The sequence below is a fragment of the Klebsiella sp. AqSCr genome, assembly GCF_008452795.1.
Taxonomy (GTDB): Bacteria; Pseudomonadota; Gammaproteobacteria; order Enterobacterales; family Enterobacteriaceae; genus Klebsiella; species Klebsiella pneumoniae.
The window spans coordinates 1,320,313-1,338,413 of the sequence record NZ_MJDM01000005.1; the positions used below are offsets into that span (position 1 = coordinate 1,320,313).

At 44.6% G+C, this 18,101-nt stretch carries 13 protein-coding genes and 1 pseudogene; 3 read left to right on the forward strand and 11 right to left on the reverse strand.

Annotated features, from left to right (window positions below; genetic code table 11):
* Window positions 1-8: 8 nt before the first annotated feature.
* The 3 genes from BHE81_RS10535 to rfbA are packed head-to-tail and all read right to left on the reverse strand — an operon-like array spanning window position 9 to window position 3,427.
* On the reverse strand, window positions 9-1,904 hold the full coding sequence (locus tag BHE81_RS10535) for a DUF4422 domain-containing protein (protein WP_019705196.1): 1,896 nt from the start codon (window positions 1,902-1,904) through the stop codon (window positions 9-11).
* Window positions 1,905-1,919: 15 nt separating this feature from the next.
* Window positions 1,920-2,660 carry an O-antigen export ABC transporter ATP-binding protein RfbB gene (gene rfbB, locus BHE81_RS10540; protein ID WP_004175264.1) on the reverse strand — a complete coding sequence of 247 codons (741 nt, stop codon included), beginning with the start codon at window positions 2,658-2,660 and terminating at the stop codon, window positions 1,920-1,922.
* The gene (gene rfbA, locus BHE81_RS10545) at window positions 2,660-3,427 is read right to left on the reverse strand and encodes an O-antigen export ABC transporter permease RfbA (protein WP_002912373.1); all 768 of its coding nucleotides are present in this window, start codon (window positions 3,425-3,427) and stop codon (window positions 2,660-2,662) included. Before rfbA ends, rfbB begins: the two co-directional genes overlap by 1 nt.
* 1,046 nt (window positions 3,428-4,473) lie before the next feature.
* Between rfbA and BHE81_RS10550 the strand changes: the two genes are divergently transcribed.
* The 3 genes and pseudogenes from BHE81_RS10550 to BHE81_RS28695 all read left to right on the forward strand — a co-directional run.
* On the forward strand, window positions 4,474-5,478 hold the full coding sequence (locus tag BHE81_RS10550) for an NAD-dependent epimerase (RefSeq protein WP_009307461.1): 1,005 nt from the start codon (window positions 4,474-4,476) through the stop codon (window positions 5,476-5,478).
* A gap of 483 nt (window positions 5,479-5,961) precedes the next feature.
* A complete protein-coding gene (locus tag BHE81_RS10560; protein ID WP_172622142.1) occupies window positions 5,962-6,930 on the forward strand; it encodes an IS5-like element IS903B family transposase in 969 nt (322 codons plus the stop codon).
* A 56-nt stretch (window positions 6,931-6,986) separates the two neighbouring features.
* A pseudogene (locus tag BHE81_RS28695) lies at window positions 6,987-7,067 on the forward strand (small membrane protein); the annotation flags it as partial.
* 425 nt (window positions 7,068-7,492) lie between these two features.
* Here the strand turns inward: BHE81_RS28695 and ugd are convergent.
* The 8 genes from ugd to BHE81_RS10605 form a co-directional block, all read right to left on the reverse strand.
* Window positions 7,493-8,659 (reverse strand): UDP-glucose 6-dehydrogenase, encoded by a 1,167-nt coding sequence (ugd, locus tag BHE81_RS10570; protein WP_000704907.1) that lies wholly within the window; start codon window positions 8,657-8,659, stop codon window positions 7,493-7,495.
* A gap of 163 nt (window positions 8,660-8,822) precedes the next feature.
* Window positions 8,823-10,193 (reverse strand): O9 family phosphomannomutase RfbK, encoded by a 1,371-nt coding sequence (rfbK, locus tag BHE81_RS10575; RefSeq protein WP_004899416.1) that lies wholly within the window; start codon window positions 10,191-10,193, stop codon window positions 8,823-8,825.
* Between the two features lie 22 nt (window positions 10,194-10,215).
* On the reverse strand, window positions 10,216-11,631 hold the full coding sequence (locus BHE81_RS10580) for a mannose-1-phosphate guanylyltransferase/mannose-6-phosphate isomerase (protein ID WP_004180506.1): 1,416 nt from the start codon (window positions 11,629-11,631) through the stop codon (window positions 10,216-10,218).
* Between the two features lie 227 nt (window positions 11,632-11,858).
* Window positions 11,859-13,265: an NADP-dependent phosphogluconate dehydrogenase gene (gene gndA, locus BHE81_RS10585; RefSeq protein ID WP_000043543.1), complete on the reverse strand. Its 1,407-nt coding sequence runs from the start codon at window positions 13,263-13,265 to the stop codon at window positions 11,859-11,861.
* Between the two features lie 165 nt (window positions 13,266-13,430).
* On the reverse strand, window positions 13,431-14,828 hold the full coding sequence (wcaJ, locus tag BHE81_RS10590) for an undecaprenyl-phosphate glucose phosphotransferase (protein ID WP_019705199.1): 1,398 nt from the start codon (window positions 14,826-14,828) through the stop codon (window positions 13,431-13,433).
* An 82-nt stretch (window positions 14,829-14,910) separates the two neighbouring features.
* Window positions 14,911-16,065: a glycosyltransferase family 4 protein gene (locus tag BHE81_RS10595; RefSeq protein ID WP_026008350.1), complete on the reverse strand. Its 1,155-nt coding sequence runs from the start codon at window positions 16,063-16,065 to the stop codon at window positions 14,911-14,913.
* A 23-nt stretch (window positions 16,066-16,088) separates the two neighbouring features.
* The gene (locus BHE81_RS10600; protein ID WP_149888801.1) at window positions 16,089-17,066 is read right to left on the reverse strand and encodes an acyltransferase family protein; all 978 of its coding nucleotides are present in this window, start codon (window positions 17,064-17,066) and stop codon (window positions 16,089-16,091) included.
* Window positions 17,063-18,085, reverse strand: coding sequence for a cellulase family glycosylhydrolase (locus BHE81_RS10605; RefSeq protein ID WP_048816439.1), 1,023 nt, complete (start codon window positions 18,083-18,085; stop codon window positions 17,063-17,065). Before BHE81_RS10605 ends, BHE81_RS10600 begins: the two co-directional genes overlap by 4 nt.
* Between the last annotated feature and the right edge of the window lie 16 nt (window positions 18,086-18,101).

The following is an 18,101-nucleotide window of genomic DNA, read 5'->3' on the forward strand; positions in this document are numbered from 1 at the left end:
CTCTTTTATTATCCAAGAATAGCACGGCGTACTTTGTAATAATATTTAGTCATCATGTTTCTTCTTGGCGTGCCTATTGGTGCATATTTATTAACATAAGGCATCAGTACGTTCTTGATTTTGGTCTGGAACAAGATTTGTTGTTGCGGCTCGCTATGGGTTAAACCAATCGAAGCCGCTAACGACATCTGACGTTTATAGATTTCCATCTCCCATGGAGTGTTAGCGATGTTTTCAATAAAGTCATCATAAAAATCGACTTTTTCGGTATTCCATGGTTTGTTCTCACCCGCATAATGAATCATTTTAGGCTTCTTGCGAGCTGCTAAAAATTTCATATACGTTGCAAACTTAAGATTAGGGAAGAAATCATCCGTATTGCCATTACCATGATAAACGTTCCACTCTAATGGCAGAAATGTGACTCGAGAGTAGAATACTTTATTCATGATATCCTGGTCGAGGAACCAGTATTTTTTTGCCTTTAATACCCGCATCAATTCAGCAAAAGTATTTTCTTCGACCATTTGTTTGACATTAAAAACAATAATCCCTGCCTGAAAATATTCATCAGGGTTATTCATGTTTAAGGTTTTCTGTAAATATTCGCCTGCCGGCATAACGCCATCATCTGATGCCGACATTGCAGAAAATTTTACAAAACCTTCCATGACGATATCCTTAACCGCTGCAACTAAATTGTTGCCCAGAGGGACATCAAGCAGTTCACCCAGGTCAGCCTTTACAACGGTATCCGAATCAATAAATACGACTTTATCGTATCGTCTGAACAGTTGAGGAATAAAAAGACGGGCATACGTTGATGCGCTAAAATGCGCTCGGGTATGCACACCGTTAATTTCAGTGAAGGCATTAACGTCAAAAAAACGAAGAGAAATATTCGGATGAGCAGAGGTTAGATTTACCAACCGCGTTTTATTCAAATAGCTAACTTTGTTTTCGAGTACGACGATATCATAATTTTTATTTTTGTCCGCATGTCGGATAATGGAATTAATTAATGCGCCACCGCTGATTGCGTAATTATCATCGAAACTGATAACCACTGGAACCGCAGAATCAAAAACTGGATTCAGTGCACCATTGAATGTTTCATTGCTGACAAAGGTACGCTGTAATTCTTTTACCTTAAGCTCACCATCTTGTTGCAGCTTAATTATGTAAATATTAAACAGCCGTTCAGCTATATGCCCAATAACGCGTTTTTCCTGAGCATTATAATTGTTCATCGAGATGGCATCTTCGAGATTATCCAGAATGGAAAAGAGCCACTCAGAATAGTCAACAAAAATATCTTTGCGCATGACAAACATATTTGTGTAATAGCCATCACTGGCATCATTAAACGATTTTATTGCCGTGCTATACTCTGGATATAGTTTTTCAACGATGGCAATGGCAGCCTGATAATCACGAATGTGTAAGTATTCACCTCGTTCATAGTGATCGTAATTATTTTTACTTCCCGCCGCAGTGACAGACCATTTTTTGGGCAGCAAGATGTCAATACCTTCGACACAGCGTTGAATTGTTTCTTCGTTTAATCCAAAGATCTTCTCATATTCTTCATCAATGCATGGATGGTTCACGACCCCCCAGGTATCCTCAGAAAAAGTTTGTTTTTCGGAAAAATTAAGATGACGGCGATAGTGCATGAAACCGACATAGTCTGCCAGCTCTTCGTTTTTCCAAACCCAATAATGCGCAGTTAGTTCGCAATAAAACGGATTCTTAAAGGAAATATTATCGCCAGTGTCATCTCCTGGACAACCAATTTCATTACAAGAATTAGCTTTGCCGACATGCAGAGGTTTGATAATTGCAGCATTAAGAAAAGCACTAGGCTTATGGTGGCTGGTATAGATTTTAACGCTATTGTTCATTATATTACCCACTGATTAAGCCATTGCTTGCTTGTACAGTTCAATGATTCGCTCTGCAGACCCCACTTCTCTGAGCCTATGATTTTCGATCCAGATGACTCTGTCGCAGATTTTTTCAACGTCACTCATATTGTGGCTAACAAACAATATTGTCACGCCTCTTTTCTTAAAATCTCTGATGGTCTGAATACATTTTGCCTGAAAAGCGATATCACCTACTGCAAGAACTTCATCAATAATTAAAATATCCGGTTCAACCTGACTGATGACCGAAAAACCTAACTTAGCTAGCATTCCGCTTGAGTACACTCTGATTGGCTCGTCTATGAATTCTCCCAGTTCCGAAAATTCAATAATACGTTCCATACGTTGCTGGACCTCTTTACGCCGAAGGCCCAGCAGAGTAGCATTCAGGTAAATATTCTCACGCCCGGTAAGTTCCGGATGAAAGCCTCCGCCGAGTTCAAGCATCGATGCCACCCGTCCTTCAGTGGTGACGGTTCCCTTAGTTGGCTTAATCACGCCGGCAACCAGGCCAAGCGAGGTACTCTTTCCTGCCCCATTACGTCCAATCAGGGCAACAGCCTCACCTTTGCCAACTGTAAAGGATACGTCTTCGATAGCTAAATATTTCCGCCCCTTCAGCAACTGAAAAGCGCGTTTTGGATGGAAAATTAAATCTTTGATTCCTGAGCCAATATGATGGTACAGAGGATACTCTTTTGTAACATGACTGAAGTTAATAACTGGGTGCATTACAAGATCTCTGCAAATCGATATTTTAATTTATTGAAAATAGACAAACCGACAACCGTCAAAATGATTCCCGTAAAATAGAGTATAGAAATATACTCATAATTAAGAGTCCCATTCATGAATAAATCACGCCAACTAAGAATCATACTCGCTAGCGGATTGTAGGTAATTATCCAGCTAAATTTTTCCGGAATCATATCAGACGCATATAAAATCGGCGTACAATAAAACATCAGCATAATCCCCAGACTGACAAAGCGCTCCAGGTCACGGAAAAACAGGTTCAGCGTTGAAAAGATGATTGAAACACCAAAGGTGAAAATCACCTGGCCAATAGCAATGAGAGGTATACCCCAAACCCAGGACAAGGACGGCGTCATGCCATAAACAAAAAGAAAGACAACAATAACCGGGATAGTGCAAAGAAAATGCAAGCCTTCCATCATCACATTACTTAGCGGAATCACGGACCGGGGAAAAACTGTCTTCTTGATAATTTGAGCGTTAGCGATGAATGAAAATAATGAGTTAGTGGCCGAACTGGCAAACCATTGCCACGGAAACAAGCCGGTAATGAGGAAAACTGTATAATTTGGAATTTGTACTCTCATTACCAGCTTAAATATAAAATAATAAATCATGGCAAAAAGCAATGGATTTGCTACTGACCATAAATAGCCTAGCATGCTGCTCTTATAGCGCACTTTTAGATCTTTATTTGTTATCACAACAAGTAAATCAAATAAATACCCTAAATTGTACTTCATCTTTATACTCATAAATTATTCTGCAAATATCCACTGAATGAGTTAGTCATACCAGGTCTACCTCGCCGATCCTGTCAGGCTCAACAATCGAGAAACTGACTGCTTTGTGCTGCGGGCAAAGTTTATCAGGTCAGCTGCCATTCATCGACTGCAACCAATGATTTGAACGGAAGCGCAAGCGACACCCCAGCAATAAAACGATAAAAACCCTTTTAATTCAATAAATTAAAAAATCACCTTATGTTTTCTTCCACGCTACCGCCATTGGCTATCGCAACCAAAATGCGTGATCCACCGAGTTTTTAGCACTCACATCCGTTCAAACCGCACTGCAGATGGCATTACTGTTCAGTACAGCCATGCATCTCGTTACCTTAGCTACAAAAAGGCTTTACTCTGGCGTTTCCCTTCTCCGTTAGCTATCAGGACTTTCTCATTTCCGCAAGCAGCATGCCTGGCGTAGCACTGCCCTCACCTGCTCATCACGCCCTTACATGCAAAAGAACCATCTAAGGACAGCATGAAATTCTGAAATAATTTCTTGCATATTAATAACAACTTTTGGTGATGATTTATCAAGCAATACCTAAGTCTGCCAAATAGAACGGCAGCGTATTATAACTCTGCAAGTAAGGAATAAAAGTAAAAATTCGGTGCATGGCTTTCTCAATGTAAAAATGGACACACTTTAGACGATATGATGGCATTATCGCTAAATGAGCTCTCGGGAAACAAACACACCGGGCAAACCAAAGTAACAATCTTTACTCTACGAGGCCAGACCGCGTCTAAAACCTAGCAATACTCGATAAAACCGCAACAAACAGATAACCCATTGTTTATATTGGTTTCTATAGTGCTTTTCATCTTCTGAATGGCTTAATACTTTTCACGAATGATAATTAATTACAAGGCATTTACTCTCAGACGCCGCTGTTTACAGTTACTTGCATATCTTGTCATGGCAAAGCAAGTGATCCCAACCGCAAGCCAGTGTAAAATCGGCACTTATGTAGAACGGGATATCCACACCCCGGAGGAAAAATATGAAGTTTTTGGTCACTGGTGCCGCAGGTTTTATCGGCTTCCATATCGCGCAGCGCCTGCTGAATGAAGGGCATGATGTTGTCGGAATCGACAACATGAACGACTATTATGACGTCAGCCTGAAGCAGGCACGTCTGGATCGCCTGGCATCTCCGGCATTCCATTTCCAGCAGCTGGATTTGGCCGACCGTGAAGGTATGGCAAAGCTGTTCGCCACAGAGCAATTTGACCGAGTGATCCACCTGGCCGCCCAGGCCGGCGTGCGCTACTCGCTGGAAAACCCGTATGCCTACGCAGACGCTAACCTGATGGGGTATCTGAACATTCTGGAAGGCTGCCGTCATACCAAGGTGAAACACCTGGTGTACGCCTCCTCCAGCTCGGTTTACGGCCTTAACCGTAAAATGCCGTTCTCCACCGAAGATTCCGTCGATCATCCGGTCTCCCTGTATGCCGCCACCAAGAAAGCTAATGAGCTGATGGCGCACACCTATTCCCACCTGTACGGTATCCCGACCACCGGGCTGCGCTTCTTTACAGTGTATGGTCCGTGGGGTCGCCCGGATATGGCGCTGTTCAAGTTCACGAAAGCGATGCTGGAAGGAAAAAGCATCGACGTTTACAACTACGGCAAAATGAAGCGCGACTTCACCTATATCGACGACATCGTCGAGGCGGTGGTTCGGGTGCAGGATGTGATCCCGCAGGCCAATGCCGACTGGACCGTTGAGAGCGGTTCCCCGGCCACCAGTTCCGCGCCGTATCGGGTATATAACATTGGCAACAGCTCACCAGTGGAACTGATGGACTACATCACCGCCCTGGAAGAGGCGCTGGGGATGGAAGCGAAGAAGAATATGATGCCGATCCAGCCGGGAGATGTGCTGGACACCAGCGCAGACACCCAACCGCTGTATGACCTGGTGGGTTTTAAGCCGCAAACGTCAGTGAAGGAAGGCGTGAAGAACTTCGTGGAGTGGTACAAGGATTACTATCAGATCTAATCCCCCTGCCCTGCCGCAATCATCTGATTGCGGCAACCCCTTCTATGTAACCTCCGTTGTCCTGACTATGTGTCGACGGAATGCACATTCATTATTTTTTATATAATATTTTGTGCTATAGACGCTATTTTTGCCTTTTTACTCGCCCGCCTGAAACCAGTTTCATCCAGCCTTTTTCAGAAAAGCAAATATCCGCGCGCCAGGCACTGAAACTTTTCTGGTGTCCAGACCAATTTGGTTAGCGGAAACAGCATTATATGCTGATTGATAAAAAACATTACTATCTGTAGGAATTTTCCTAAATCCAGGATATGTTAGAGCAAGCCATGCAACAGCATAAAACTGATGTATTGCTTATCAAACTAATAATTCAATCAACATACGCCCTGTGGTAGATATTATGGAAAACCTATTTTTCTTAGTGGTCGCTGCCATACTACTTGCTGTTTCCGGCTTTGTTGAATAAATCGAACTTTTGCTGAGTTGAAGGATCAGATCACGTATCTTCCCGACAACGCAGACCGTTCCGTGGCAAAGCAAAAGTTCAAAATCACCAACTGGCCCACCTACAATAAAGCCCTCATCAACCGTGGCTCCATAACTTTCTGGCTGGATGATGAAGCTATTCAGGCCTGGTATGAGTCAGCAACACCTTCTTCACGAGGCAGACCTCAGCGCTATTCTGACCTTGCCATCACGACTGTGCTGGTCATTAAACGCGTATTCAGGCTGACCCTGCGCGCTGCGCAGGGCTTTATTGATTCCATTTTTTCTCTGATGAACGTTCCGCTACGCTGCCCGGATTACAGCTGTGTCAGCAGGCGGGCAAAGTCGGTTAATGTCAGTTTCAAAACGCCCACCCAGGGTGAAATCGCACACCTGGTAATTGATTCCACCGGGCTGAAGGTCTTCGGTGAAGGCGAGTGTAAAGTCAAAAAGCATGGCCAGGAACGCCGTCGTATATGGCGAAAGTTGCATCTGGCAGTTGACAGCAACACACATGAAATCATCTGTGCAGACCTGTCGCTGAACAATGTGACGGACTCAGAAGCCTTCCCGGGTCTTATCCGGCAGACTCACAGAAAAATCAGGGCAGCATCGGCAGACGGCGCTTACGACACCCGGCTCTGTCACGATGAACTGCGGCGTAAGAAAATCAGCGCGCTTATCCCACCCCGAAAAGGTGCGGGTTACTGGCCCGGTGAATATGCAGACCGTAACCGTGCAGTGGCTAATCAGCGAATGACCGGGAGTAATGCGCGGTGGAAATGGACAACAGATTACAACCGTCGCTCGATAGCGGAAACGGCGATGTACCGGGTAAAACAGCTGTTCGGGGGTTCACTGACGCTGCGTGACTACGATGGTCAGGTTGCGGAGGCTATGGCCCTGGTACGAGCGCTGAACAAAATGACGAAAGCAGGTATGCCTGAAAGCGTGCGTATTGCCTGAAAACACAACCCGCTACGGGGGAGACTTACCCGAAATCTGATTTATTCAACAAAGCCGCTGTTTCCGTTTATTTCTTAATTTCTTATTTAAAAGACAGAAAGAAAACGAAACTGACGTTTAATAAACGCAAGTGGTAAGGCCCGCTTCATATTGCAATTAGATTAAGATAATATTAAGAGATAAAAAAATGATATGACAGAATGACTATTCATTCTGCGTTTTGGCATGGCCTTAAGGCAAGAAAAAAATAACGCTACTCGCGCCCTATCCCGCGTTTTTTCATAGGACATAAATAACAAAAGCCTGCGTTGCAGGCTTTGTTTTACCTCCCGGCGCTTATCTCCGGCATCTACATCACAGTGACGGTAGCTCTTCACAAGGTAAGTTTAACTTATCGGACCTGTTTTCAACCCGCAACGGCTTTTGAGCAGGATCGTAATGTCCATCACAATTTATTGAGGTTAATCTGAATGAGCGGAAAATAGGCTCGGGGTAGGAGAAATGAGGAAGGGATAAAGGAACACACTGGCGGCGGCAGGCCGCCAGTGACAGACAAACAGGATTAATCGTTGCCAAACAGATCGCGGGTGTAAACCTTGTCCGCCACATCTGCCAGTTCTTCCGCCATACGGTTAGAGATGATCACATCCGCCTCTTGTTTGAAGGCATCCAGGTCGCGCACGACGCGGGAGTTGAAGAACTCATCTTCCTGCATCACCGGTTCATAGATAATAACCGGAATACCTTTCGCCTTGATGCGCTTCATAATGCCCTGAATAGAAGAGGCGCGGAAGTTGTCCGAACCACTCTTCATGATCAGGCGATACACACCCACTACTTTCGGCTTACGAGCGAGAATAGAATCCGCGATAAAGTCTTTACGGGTACGGTTGGCATCGACGATAGCCGCGATGATATTGTTCGGGACCGATTCGTAGTTCGCCAGCAGCTGCTTGGTATCTTTCGGCAGGCAGTAGCCGCCATAACCAAAGGACGGGTTGTTGTAGTGGTTGCCGATACGCGGATCCAGGCATACCCCTTCGATAATCTGCTTGCTGTTCAGCCCCTGGCTTTCAGCATAGCTGTCGAGCTCGTTGAAATAGGCAACGCGCAGCGCCAGATAGGTGTTAGCGAACAGTTTGATCGCTTCCGCTTCGGTGGAGTCGGTAAACAGGGTTGGGATATCCTGCTTGATCGCGCCTTCTTTCAGCAGATCAGCAAAACGTTCGGCACGCGCAGAGCGCTCACCGATGACAATACGCGACGGGTGCAGGTTGTCGTACAGCGCACGTCCTTCACGCAGGAACTCCGGAGAGAAAATAACATTATCAATCCCTAAACGTTCTTTGATGTCGCGGGTGAACCCCACCGGGATGGTCGATTTAATGATCATCACCGCGTTCGGGTTGATCTCTGTTACATCGCGAATAACCGCTTCCACCGTAGAGGTGTTGAAGTAGTTGGTTTTGGGATCGTAATCGGTCGGCGTCGCAATGATCACGTAGTCGGCATTACGGTATGCGTCGTGCTTATCCGTGGTGGCACGGAAATTTAACGGTTTTTCTGCCAGATATTCCTGAATCTCTTTATCGACAATCGGAGAGATCTTCTGGTTAAGCATATCCACTTTGGCCTGCACGATATCCAGGGCCACCACTTCGTGGTTTTGCGCAATCAGGACACCGTTCGATAAACCAACATAACCTGTACCGGAAATAGTAATTTTCATGAGATTACACTTTAATCAGTTAACTGGATAATGGCGGATAGCCACGAAATTAAATAATTCTGTGGGCGGTTTTACGCTTTGACCAGTGGGATGTCAAGAATAAGCCATAAGGTCAATAATACGATTAAAATCTGACCCTATGGCTTCCATTATGGATAATGCATTACTTGAGAAGAGCTAAAATCTCTTCGGTTTTTGCATTCATTAACGCCGTATCCGCTCTGGACTCAACGTTCAGACGCACCACCGGCTCCGTGTTGGACGTGCGCAGGTTAAAGCGCCACTCAGGGTATTCAATACTGATACCGTCCGTTGTGTCGATGTGTGCGGCCGCCGGCTCATACTGCGCCCGGATGCGCGCTATCGCCTCCGCCGCATTCCCCAGCTTGCGGTTGATCTCCCCCGACGCCGGGAACGCCGCCTGGCGGTCCGCCACCAGCGATTTCAGCGAACTGTTCTTCAGGCACAGCAGCTCCGCCACCAGCAGCCACGGGATCATCCCGCTGTCGCAGTAGGCGAAGTCGCGGAAGTAATGGTGCGCGCTCATCTCCCCGCCGTAGATGGCGTCTTCCTGGCGCATCCGCTCCTTGATGAACGCATGCCCCGTCTTCGACATCACCGGCTGGCCGCCGCTGCGGGTCACGATGTCCACCGTGTTCCACGTCAGACGCGGGTCGTGAATGATTTTCGCCCCCGGCTGCTTCTGCAGGAACGCCTCCGCCAGCAGGCCGACAATGTAGTACCCCTCGATAAACGACGCCTCGTCATCGAACAGGAAGCAGCGGTCGAAGTCGCCGTCAAAGGCGATCCCCATGTCCGCCTGATGCGCACGCACCGCGTCGGCGGTGTCCTGGCGGCACTCCGGCAGCAGCGGGTTCGGGATACCGTTCGGGAAATGGCCGTCCGGCTGGTGATGCACCTTGATAAAGGTCACCGGCGCCCCGGCCGCCGCGAAGCGTTTCTCCACTTCATCAATCACGTGCCCCGCCGCCCCGTTGCCGGAGTTCACCACCAGCTTCAGCGGACGGGTAAAGTTCGCCAGGTCCACGTAGCCCATCAGGTGGTCGACGTACTCCTTCAGCACCGAAATCTGGCGCAGGGTCCCGCGACGCGCCGGGTCCACCGGCGGGAACTGGTTCTCCTCCGCCAGGCGCTGGATATCCCGCAGGCCGGTGTCGCCGCTGATGGGCTTCGCGTTCTCGCGCACCAGCTTCATGCCGTTGTAGTTCATCGGGTTATGGCTCGCCGTCACCTCGATACCGCCGTCCACCCCGAGGTGGAAAGTGGCGAAGTAAATCTCTTCCGTGCCGCTCAGGCCGATATCCAGCACGTCGGTGCCGGCGTCCATCAGCCCGCGGGCCAGCGCCAGCTTCAGCGACTCGCTGGTGAGGCGCACATCGCCCCCCACCACTATCTTCCCGGGTTTCAGAAATTCGCCGTAGGCGCGGCCGATACGGTAGGCGATGTCCTCGTTCAGCTCCTCGCCCAGTTCACCACGGATGTCATAAGCCTTAAAGCATGTTAACTGTGTCATTCTGCGTTTTGTCCCGAAAAAATTAGCAACGACCATACTGGTCTTTAATACGAATAATGTCGTCCTCGCCGAGGTACGACCCCGACTGGATCTCCAGCACTTCCAGCGGAATGCGGCCCGGGTTTTCCAGACTGTGCTCGGCGCCAATCGGAATAAAGGTGGACTGGTTCTCGGTCAGCAGGAACTGCTTGCCGTTCACCGTCACCTGGCCGGTGCCGGCGAGAATGACCCAGTGCTCGGCGCGGTGGTGGTGCATCTGCATCGAGAAGGCGCCGCCCGGTTTCACGGTGATGCGGTTGACGTTGAAGCGCGGGGTCTGGACCACCACGTCGCAGCGGCCCCAGGGACGGTAAATCTCGCGGTGGCGCTTGTACTCGCTGCGCTGGTTCTGCTTGAGGAACTCGACCGCCTTCTTCACGTCCTGGGAACGCTCGCGGTTCATCACCAGCACGGCGTCCTTGGTGCTGACAATCACCAGGTTCTCCACGCCGATAGCCGCCACCAGCTTCTCGTCGCTGTTGATGTAGCAGTTTTCGCTGTTGTGCACCCACGCGTCGCCGCTGAGGACGTTACCCTGCTCATCTTTCGGGCTGACCTCCCACAGGGCGGACCAGGAGCCGACGTCGCTCCAGTCGGCATCGAGACCGACCACCACCGCGTCGGCGGTTTTCTCCATCACCGCGTAGTCCACGGACTCGTCCGGGCACTCGCAGAAAATGTCATGCGGAATGCTGATGAAGTCGCTGCCGTTGTCGGCGGCATTGACCGCGGCCTGGCAGGCTTCGAGGATATCCGGGCGGAATTTGGCCAGCTCGGAAAGGTATTTTTTGGCGCGGAACATAAACATGCCGCTGTTCCAGTAGTACTCCCCGGAGGCGAGGTAGGCCTCGGCGCGCTCGCGGTCCGGCTTCTCCACGAAGCGGGCCACCTGGTACGGAGTATGGGCGCTGTCGGTGAGGGCCACGCCGCGCTGGATGTAGCCGTAGCCGGTTTCCGGGGCGTTCGGCACGATACCGAAGGTGACCAGATGGCCTTCATCGGCATACTGCTCGGCGACGCGGATGGCGTCGTGGAAGACCGGCTGGTTATTGATGATATGGTCGGCGGCGAGGACCAGCATCAGCGGGTCGTCGCCGTGGCGGGTGGCCTGGAGGGCCGCCAGGGCGATGGCCGGGGCGGTGTTGCGCCCGACCGGCTCAAGAATAATGTTGTTCGACAGCTTGTTGAGCTGGCGCAGCTGTTCGGCCACCAGGAAGCGGTGCTCTTCGTTACAGATGACCATCGGTTCATGGATTTCAAGGCCCGAGAGTCGGGTGATGGTTTCCTGCAGCATGGAGTTCTGCCCGAACAGGCGGAGGAACTGTTTCGGGTAAAGCTCGCGAGACATCGGCCAGAGACGACTGCCGGTACCGCCAGCCATTATCACAGGAAGTAACATATTAATTTCCTTTAATTAAAACCCTGTTATTTAACACCCAGTAATTTACTGAGGCCAGAAGTAGATTAATATAGGCGTACAAGATAATAAATATGGCAAATTCTTAAAAAGATTAAAAAATTAGATATTAGAAATATTTTTAGAAAGGAAATGCTTAAGGTCAGGTTGCAACATTAAATATAAAATGAAAAACAGTCAGGCCAAATGGCCTGACTGTTTGAATAAATTTATTCCAGCCACTCGGTATGGAATACACCTTCTTTATCCGTACGTTTATAGGTATGCGCACCAAAGTAATCACGCTGAGCCTGAATCAGGTTAGCTGGCAGAACTGCGGAACGATAACTATCGTAGTAAGCTATTGCGGCAGAGAACGTCGGTACCGGAATACCATTCTGCACGGCATAAGCCACGACATCACGCAGCGCCTGCTGATAGTCATCAGCGATCTGTTTGAAGTATGGTGCCAGCAGGAGGTTAGCAATGCCAGCGTTTTGCGCATAAGCATCAGTGATCTTTTGCAGAAACTGCGCACGAATGATGCAGCCAGCGCGGAAAATCTTAGCGATTTCGCCGTAGTTAAGATCCCAGTTGTATTCATCAGAAGCAGCACGCAGCTGGGAGAAGCCCTGAGCATAGGAAACGATTTTACCGAGGTACAACGCGCGACGCACTTTTTCGATAAATTCAGCTTTATCACCGGCCGGCTGGGCCTGCGGACCACTCAGCACCTTCGACGCGGCTACACGCTGGTCTTTAAGCGAAGAAATATAGCGAGCAAATACAGACTCGGTGATCAGAGACAGAGGTTCGCCGAGATCCAGTGAGCTCTGGCTGGTCCACTTACCGGTACCTTTGTTTGCTGCTTCATCAAGAATGACATCAACGAGGTACTTACCTTCTTCATCCTTCTTGGTGAAGATATCTTTGGTAATGTCGATTAGGTAGCTGCTTAACTCACCTTCGTTCCATTCGGTGAAGGTTTGCGCCAGCTCTTCGTTGGAAAGTGCCAGACCACCTTTCAGTAGCGCATAGGCCTCGGCAATCAGCTGCATATCGCCATACTCGATGCCATTATGAACCATCTTCACATAATGGCCTGCACCGTCAGCACCGATATAAGTCACACACGGCTCACCGTCTTCAGCAACCGCAGCAATCTGCTTCAGAATCGGAGCAACTAACTCATAGGCTTCTTTCTGACCACCAGGCATGATAGAAGGCCCTTTCAGAGCGCCCTCTTCACCACCGGAAACACCGGTACCGATAAAGTTGAAACCTTCGGCAGACAGCTCACGGTTACGACGGATGGTGTCCTGGAAGAAGGTGTTACCGCCATCAATGATGATGTCGCCTTTATCGAGGTAAGGCTTCAGGGAATCGATGGCGCTGTCGGTGCCAGCCCCGGCCTTCACCATCAACAGGATACGGCGTGGTGTTTCGAGGGATTCAACGAACTCTTGTACTGTATAGTAAGGAACCAGCTTCTTGCCTGGATTTTCGGCAATAACTTCTTCGGTCTTTTCACGGGAGCGGTTGAAAACGGAGACGGTATAACCACGGCTTTCGATGTTCAGCGCAAGGTTACGCCCCATCACTGCCATACCGACAACCCCGATCTGTTGCTTAGACATTACATACTCCTGTCAGGTGTGGTCACTGCGACATGTTCGCAGCTTAAATGTGATGATTATGTTAGCCCAAAGTAGAAAGGGCTCATAGTGAAAATTTGTTAATTGGCACAAGATAAAAAAATTGGATCATAAATGTACAATAACTATCTTACACAGCGGCTGTAGCTAATAAGCAGATTTATTTATAAAACCTTTGAAGACCGTGAGGAATATTATCTTTAGATCCAACCAGATGCTCCATCCTCGGATGTATAACAAGTCATATTCTATTCGTTTTTCCATTTTTTCTAAAGTGTCCGTTTCCCCACGCCAACCGTTTATTTGAGCTAAGCCAGTAATTCCCGGTTTTACTTTATGTCTTAGCATATAACCATGAATCAATGAACGATACTGTTCATTGTGTGAAACAGCATGAGGTCGAGGTCCCACGACAGACATCTGTCCAAAAAGAACATTAAAGAACTGTGGGAGTTCATCTAAAGAGGTACTGCGTAAAAACTTACCGACTTTAGTTACTCGAGTATCATTTTTAGTAGCTTGAATAACCCTATCATCATTTTCCATCACTGTCATCGAGCGAAATTTCCAAACTTTGATAGGTTTTCCATCCATCCCATAACGAATTTGTCTAAAAATAACCGGACCAGGGGAAGACAGTTTCACGGCTAAAGAAATGGCAACTAGTATAGGAGAAATGAAAAGTAAAATAATAGAAGAAACAATAATATCTTCCAGACGTTTAAAAACCATGTTGATTCCACTTAAGGGTGTATCAAATAATGGTACAACAGGCACTCCATTAATTTCTTCCGTCCTAGATTGCAGAATATTAAATGTAAAAATATCAGGAATCAATAAAACAGAGCACGTAGTATCAGTTAATTGACTTACAATGCTCTTTATAAGGTTCTCATCTTTCATTCCAAGTGCGATATAAATACGGTCAATTTTACCTTCACGAGCATCTTGAACTAATTGTGAAACATTACCCGCATAGGTAATACCTTGATAATCATTTGAGTTATGATCATCATAAATACCTAAAACAATGAAACCAAGCCATGGTTCATCCAAAAATCCTTTTAATAAACTAATCCCTGCGGGGGTAGACCCAACAACAGCAACTCGTCGTGTGTTATATCCAAACTTTCTGAGCAACCCTGCCCCCAAGCGTATTGAAGAACGACAAGTAATAAAACCAACGGTTACACTACAATACCACAGAAGAAATATTGCTAAACTTATATCGAAAGAAGAAAAAAGAGAAAAAATACCCAGACTTAATAAAATACTTAAGGTCCAGTTTTTAAGAATTAATACTAATTCAGATGATAGTTTTACTCCGCGCCATGAACGATAAAAATCAGTAATGCCGCCAATCATTTGAAAAATAACAAGAACTGTCAAAACAAGCAAAACATGTTTATTTTGGAAATTAACACCATTTAATATACAAGCGACGAAGAGGCCAATAAAAATTATGGATATATCTGAAAAACGTTGAACCATTGATATAATCGAAGCATTGGCATTAGCTCGAACTCGATGTGAGAAAGTAGTCATGCTTATTTCTCTCTAATTGTGCACAATAAATAACTTTGAAGCAGTGCGAGTTTTTAAATTAACTGAACATGCCAATTGATAATTAGTATGTAACGGCTTTGAACTTTTGGAAATCCGTCCATTTCTGGCTAACATAATTATTCATTTCATTCTTAAAGCGTTCAACTGAAAATTTAAGAGCATTAGCTCTACAATTAGCAGGTTCAAATAACTCCTGATTTTCAGTGAATAAATTAACCGCAGATATCAAAGATGAGATATTTTGCTGTTCGAAAAACATACCTGTCGGCATATTAACACCAAGCGGTCTAACCGTCTCCAATGACCCTCCTTTTCCGAAAGCGATTACTGGAGTTCCACAAGCTTGAGCCTCCACCGGAGTGATTCCAAAATCCTCCTCAGCAGCAAAGATAAATGCTTTTGCATTTCTCATATACTCCTCCATTACAGAGTTGGGTTGATATCCCAATATTTCTATATTAGCAGTTGCTTTAGCTTTAATTTTTTTCATATCAGAACCATCGCCTATAACAACTAATTGTTTATCGGGCATATGACTAAACGCCTCAACAATGAGATCAACTCTTTTATATGGTACTAATCTGGAAGCTGTAACGAAATAGTCTTTTTTATTTTCATTTAAAGTGAATCTTTTCACATCAACAGGGGGATATATAACATCAGCGGTTCTTCCATAAACTTTATTAATTCTTCTGGCAATAAACTTAGAATTCGCAACAAAATGGTTTACTCCTGAAGCTGTACGATAATCCCATATTCTAATTTTATGTAGTAACCATTTAGCAATTATCCCTTTAACACCATGATCAAGACCAGATTCTTTTAAATATTGATGTTGTAAGTCCCATGCGTATCTAATTGGAGAATGTACATAACTTATATGTAATTGATCTGGACCAGTCAATACGCCTTTTGATACAGCATGGCTACTCGATAAGATTATATCATGCCCCGAAACATCTAACTGCTCAATTGCAAGAGGCATTAATGGTAAATAGTTTTGATATTTGCTCTTAGCAAATGGTAAATTTTGAATAAATGTTGTCTTAGCCTTTTTATTATGGAAATACTCACGCGCTTCATCAGACAAAAAATCAACAATAGAATATAACTCTGCATCAGGAAAAATATCAAACATCTCACTCAATACACGTTCAGCACCGGCATAGGTTACCAACCAATCTGCTACAACACCGATATTAATTTTATCTTTCATTATCTACCCTAATGTTAATTAATTTATAACCCAAATTTCTTTTTTAGCGAAAGCGCTTTATTCGAAATAAAAATATTAATTAAATAAGCGCTAATCAAGATCAAAACCGAAGTTAGAGTCGCATATGCAAATATATTGAAAACACCTAAGCGGAACAAAATTAAATAAGAAGCAGAAATTACCATAATATGACAAATATATATTTCATAGGATATCTTACCTAAGAAATTCAAGAATGTAATTTTACTATTTTTCATATTAAGAAAAGATATAAAGATTAAAGCACTAGGGATACCTAACTTAATAAATCTATAAAAATCGAATTGTTTAAGCACAAAATATAAAATTATACTTAACATAAGTGGCAACAACCAGTGAAAAGTTAAGAATCCCTTTTTATAGAAAACATATAATAACATACCATAGCAAAACTCCAAAGAAATACTATCTGTAGCTGCACTGATATAAATATTGTCTCCTTTATAGAAAAACCCGCTAAATACTATTGCAGATATAACCAAAGTGGTTGCGATGGCAGAAGTAGTTAGATTTTTTAAATTAAGAGAAACACAAAAGATAAGGTAAAACATCATTTCGTAACACAGAGTCCATATAACAGGATTAAGGTACTCAGCGTCGTTACGTAATGCAGGAACTAACAGGAATGACTCCCATACATATGTTTTAGAAACACTACTATTTATCATATCTGGCTTAATAAGGAAGATAATAATGAGAATAAAAAGAAAAAAATAATGCACAGGTAAAATTCTTATGAATCTATTCAATATAAATTTTATAGGGTATTGTTTTTTTAAATCCGAAACATACATCATTATGAAACCAGATATAATGAAGAAAATATCAACGCCTATAGCTCCGCTTGAGAACTCATGATCAAAAAGTTTAACTGAATATGGCTTGCCAGTAAAATGTGTTATAACAACTAGTATTGCTGCAATAGCACGTAACCATTGAATTTGATTAAGTTCATTTTTCATTGGTCATTTACCTTATTATTATTTAACAAGGATTTCTCTGCGGCGGAAAATCCACTCATATTTTCCCTTTCATTTAATGATGAATCTAAAAGACCAAAATTATGTTCCTTAACACTACTATCATTACCATCATTTATGAGATCATACCATACCAACCCTAAGATATAACCACGCTCTTTAGCTTTTAGGATATATTGTTTAGTAAAATTGAATCGTTGAATTTTCGTCAGATTATTGCTTGCCTGATAATCAGGGAAACCGAACTCTGTTACGTAAAATTGAACATCTCTATTTATCATCCTTTTTATCTTGCTATGTAATTTATCTAGAACGGCTATTCCATAATTTGGATCCGAAAATTTTAATTTTTGATATGAATAAGGATGTACAGAAAGTGCATTGATATAATTAAAGATTCCTGCTTTGATTATTTCTTCAGACCATCCATCAAATCTATCATTTAAAGGGTTATAACTTCCCGCTATAATATATGCGTTTGGTACAGCGTCATGTATAGCTAGTGAAGCGTTTTTAACTAACTCAACATATGCTATTGCTGATTCTTTGCTAAATGGCGGTCCTAATCTTTCATCCTCTAAATAAGGCCATTCATTCCAAATTTCATAAATAACGTTTAAATCTTTAAATCTATTTGCAACCCAAGCTGCATATTTAGAAAAAGCAACTTGTTCTTGATGAGTAACAGGTTTACCATTCCCATATAACTTATTTCTATAGTTTAATATTAAAATTACCTTAATACCATTATCGTTGGCAACCTTCACCAGCTCATCCAACTTATAGTTTGGAGGGGTGTATTGGCCTTTAATTAATTCAACTTGTGACCAAGGATAATCATATCGTATCACTTTGATTTTATATTTTACTAATAAGCTAACTAATTGCTGAGGTGTAAGAGAGTATTTAGAAGGGTGAACACCAGCTCCTAGTAGAAACTTTTCTTCTGCAGCGCTTGTGATGGAGAAAAAAAGCATAAAGATAAAACATATATAGCGCATAAATTATCCTAGTTGT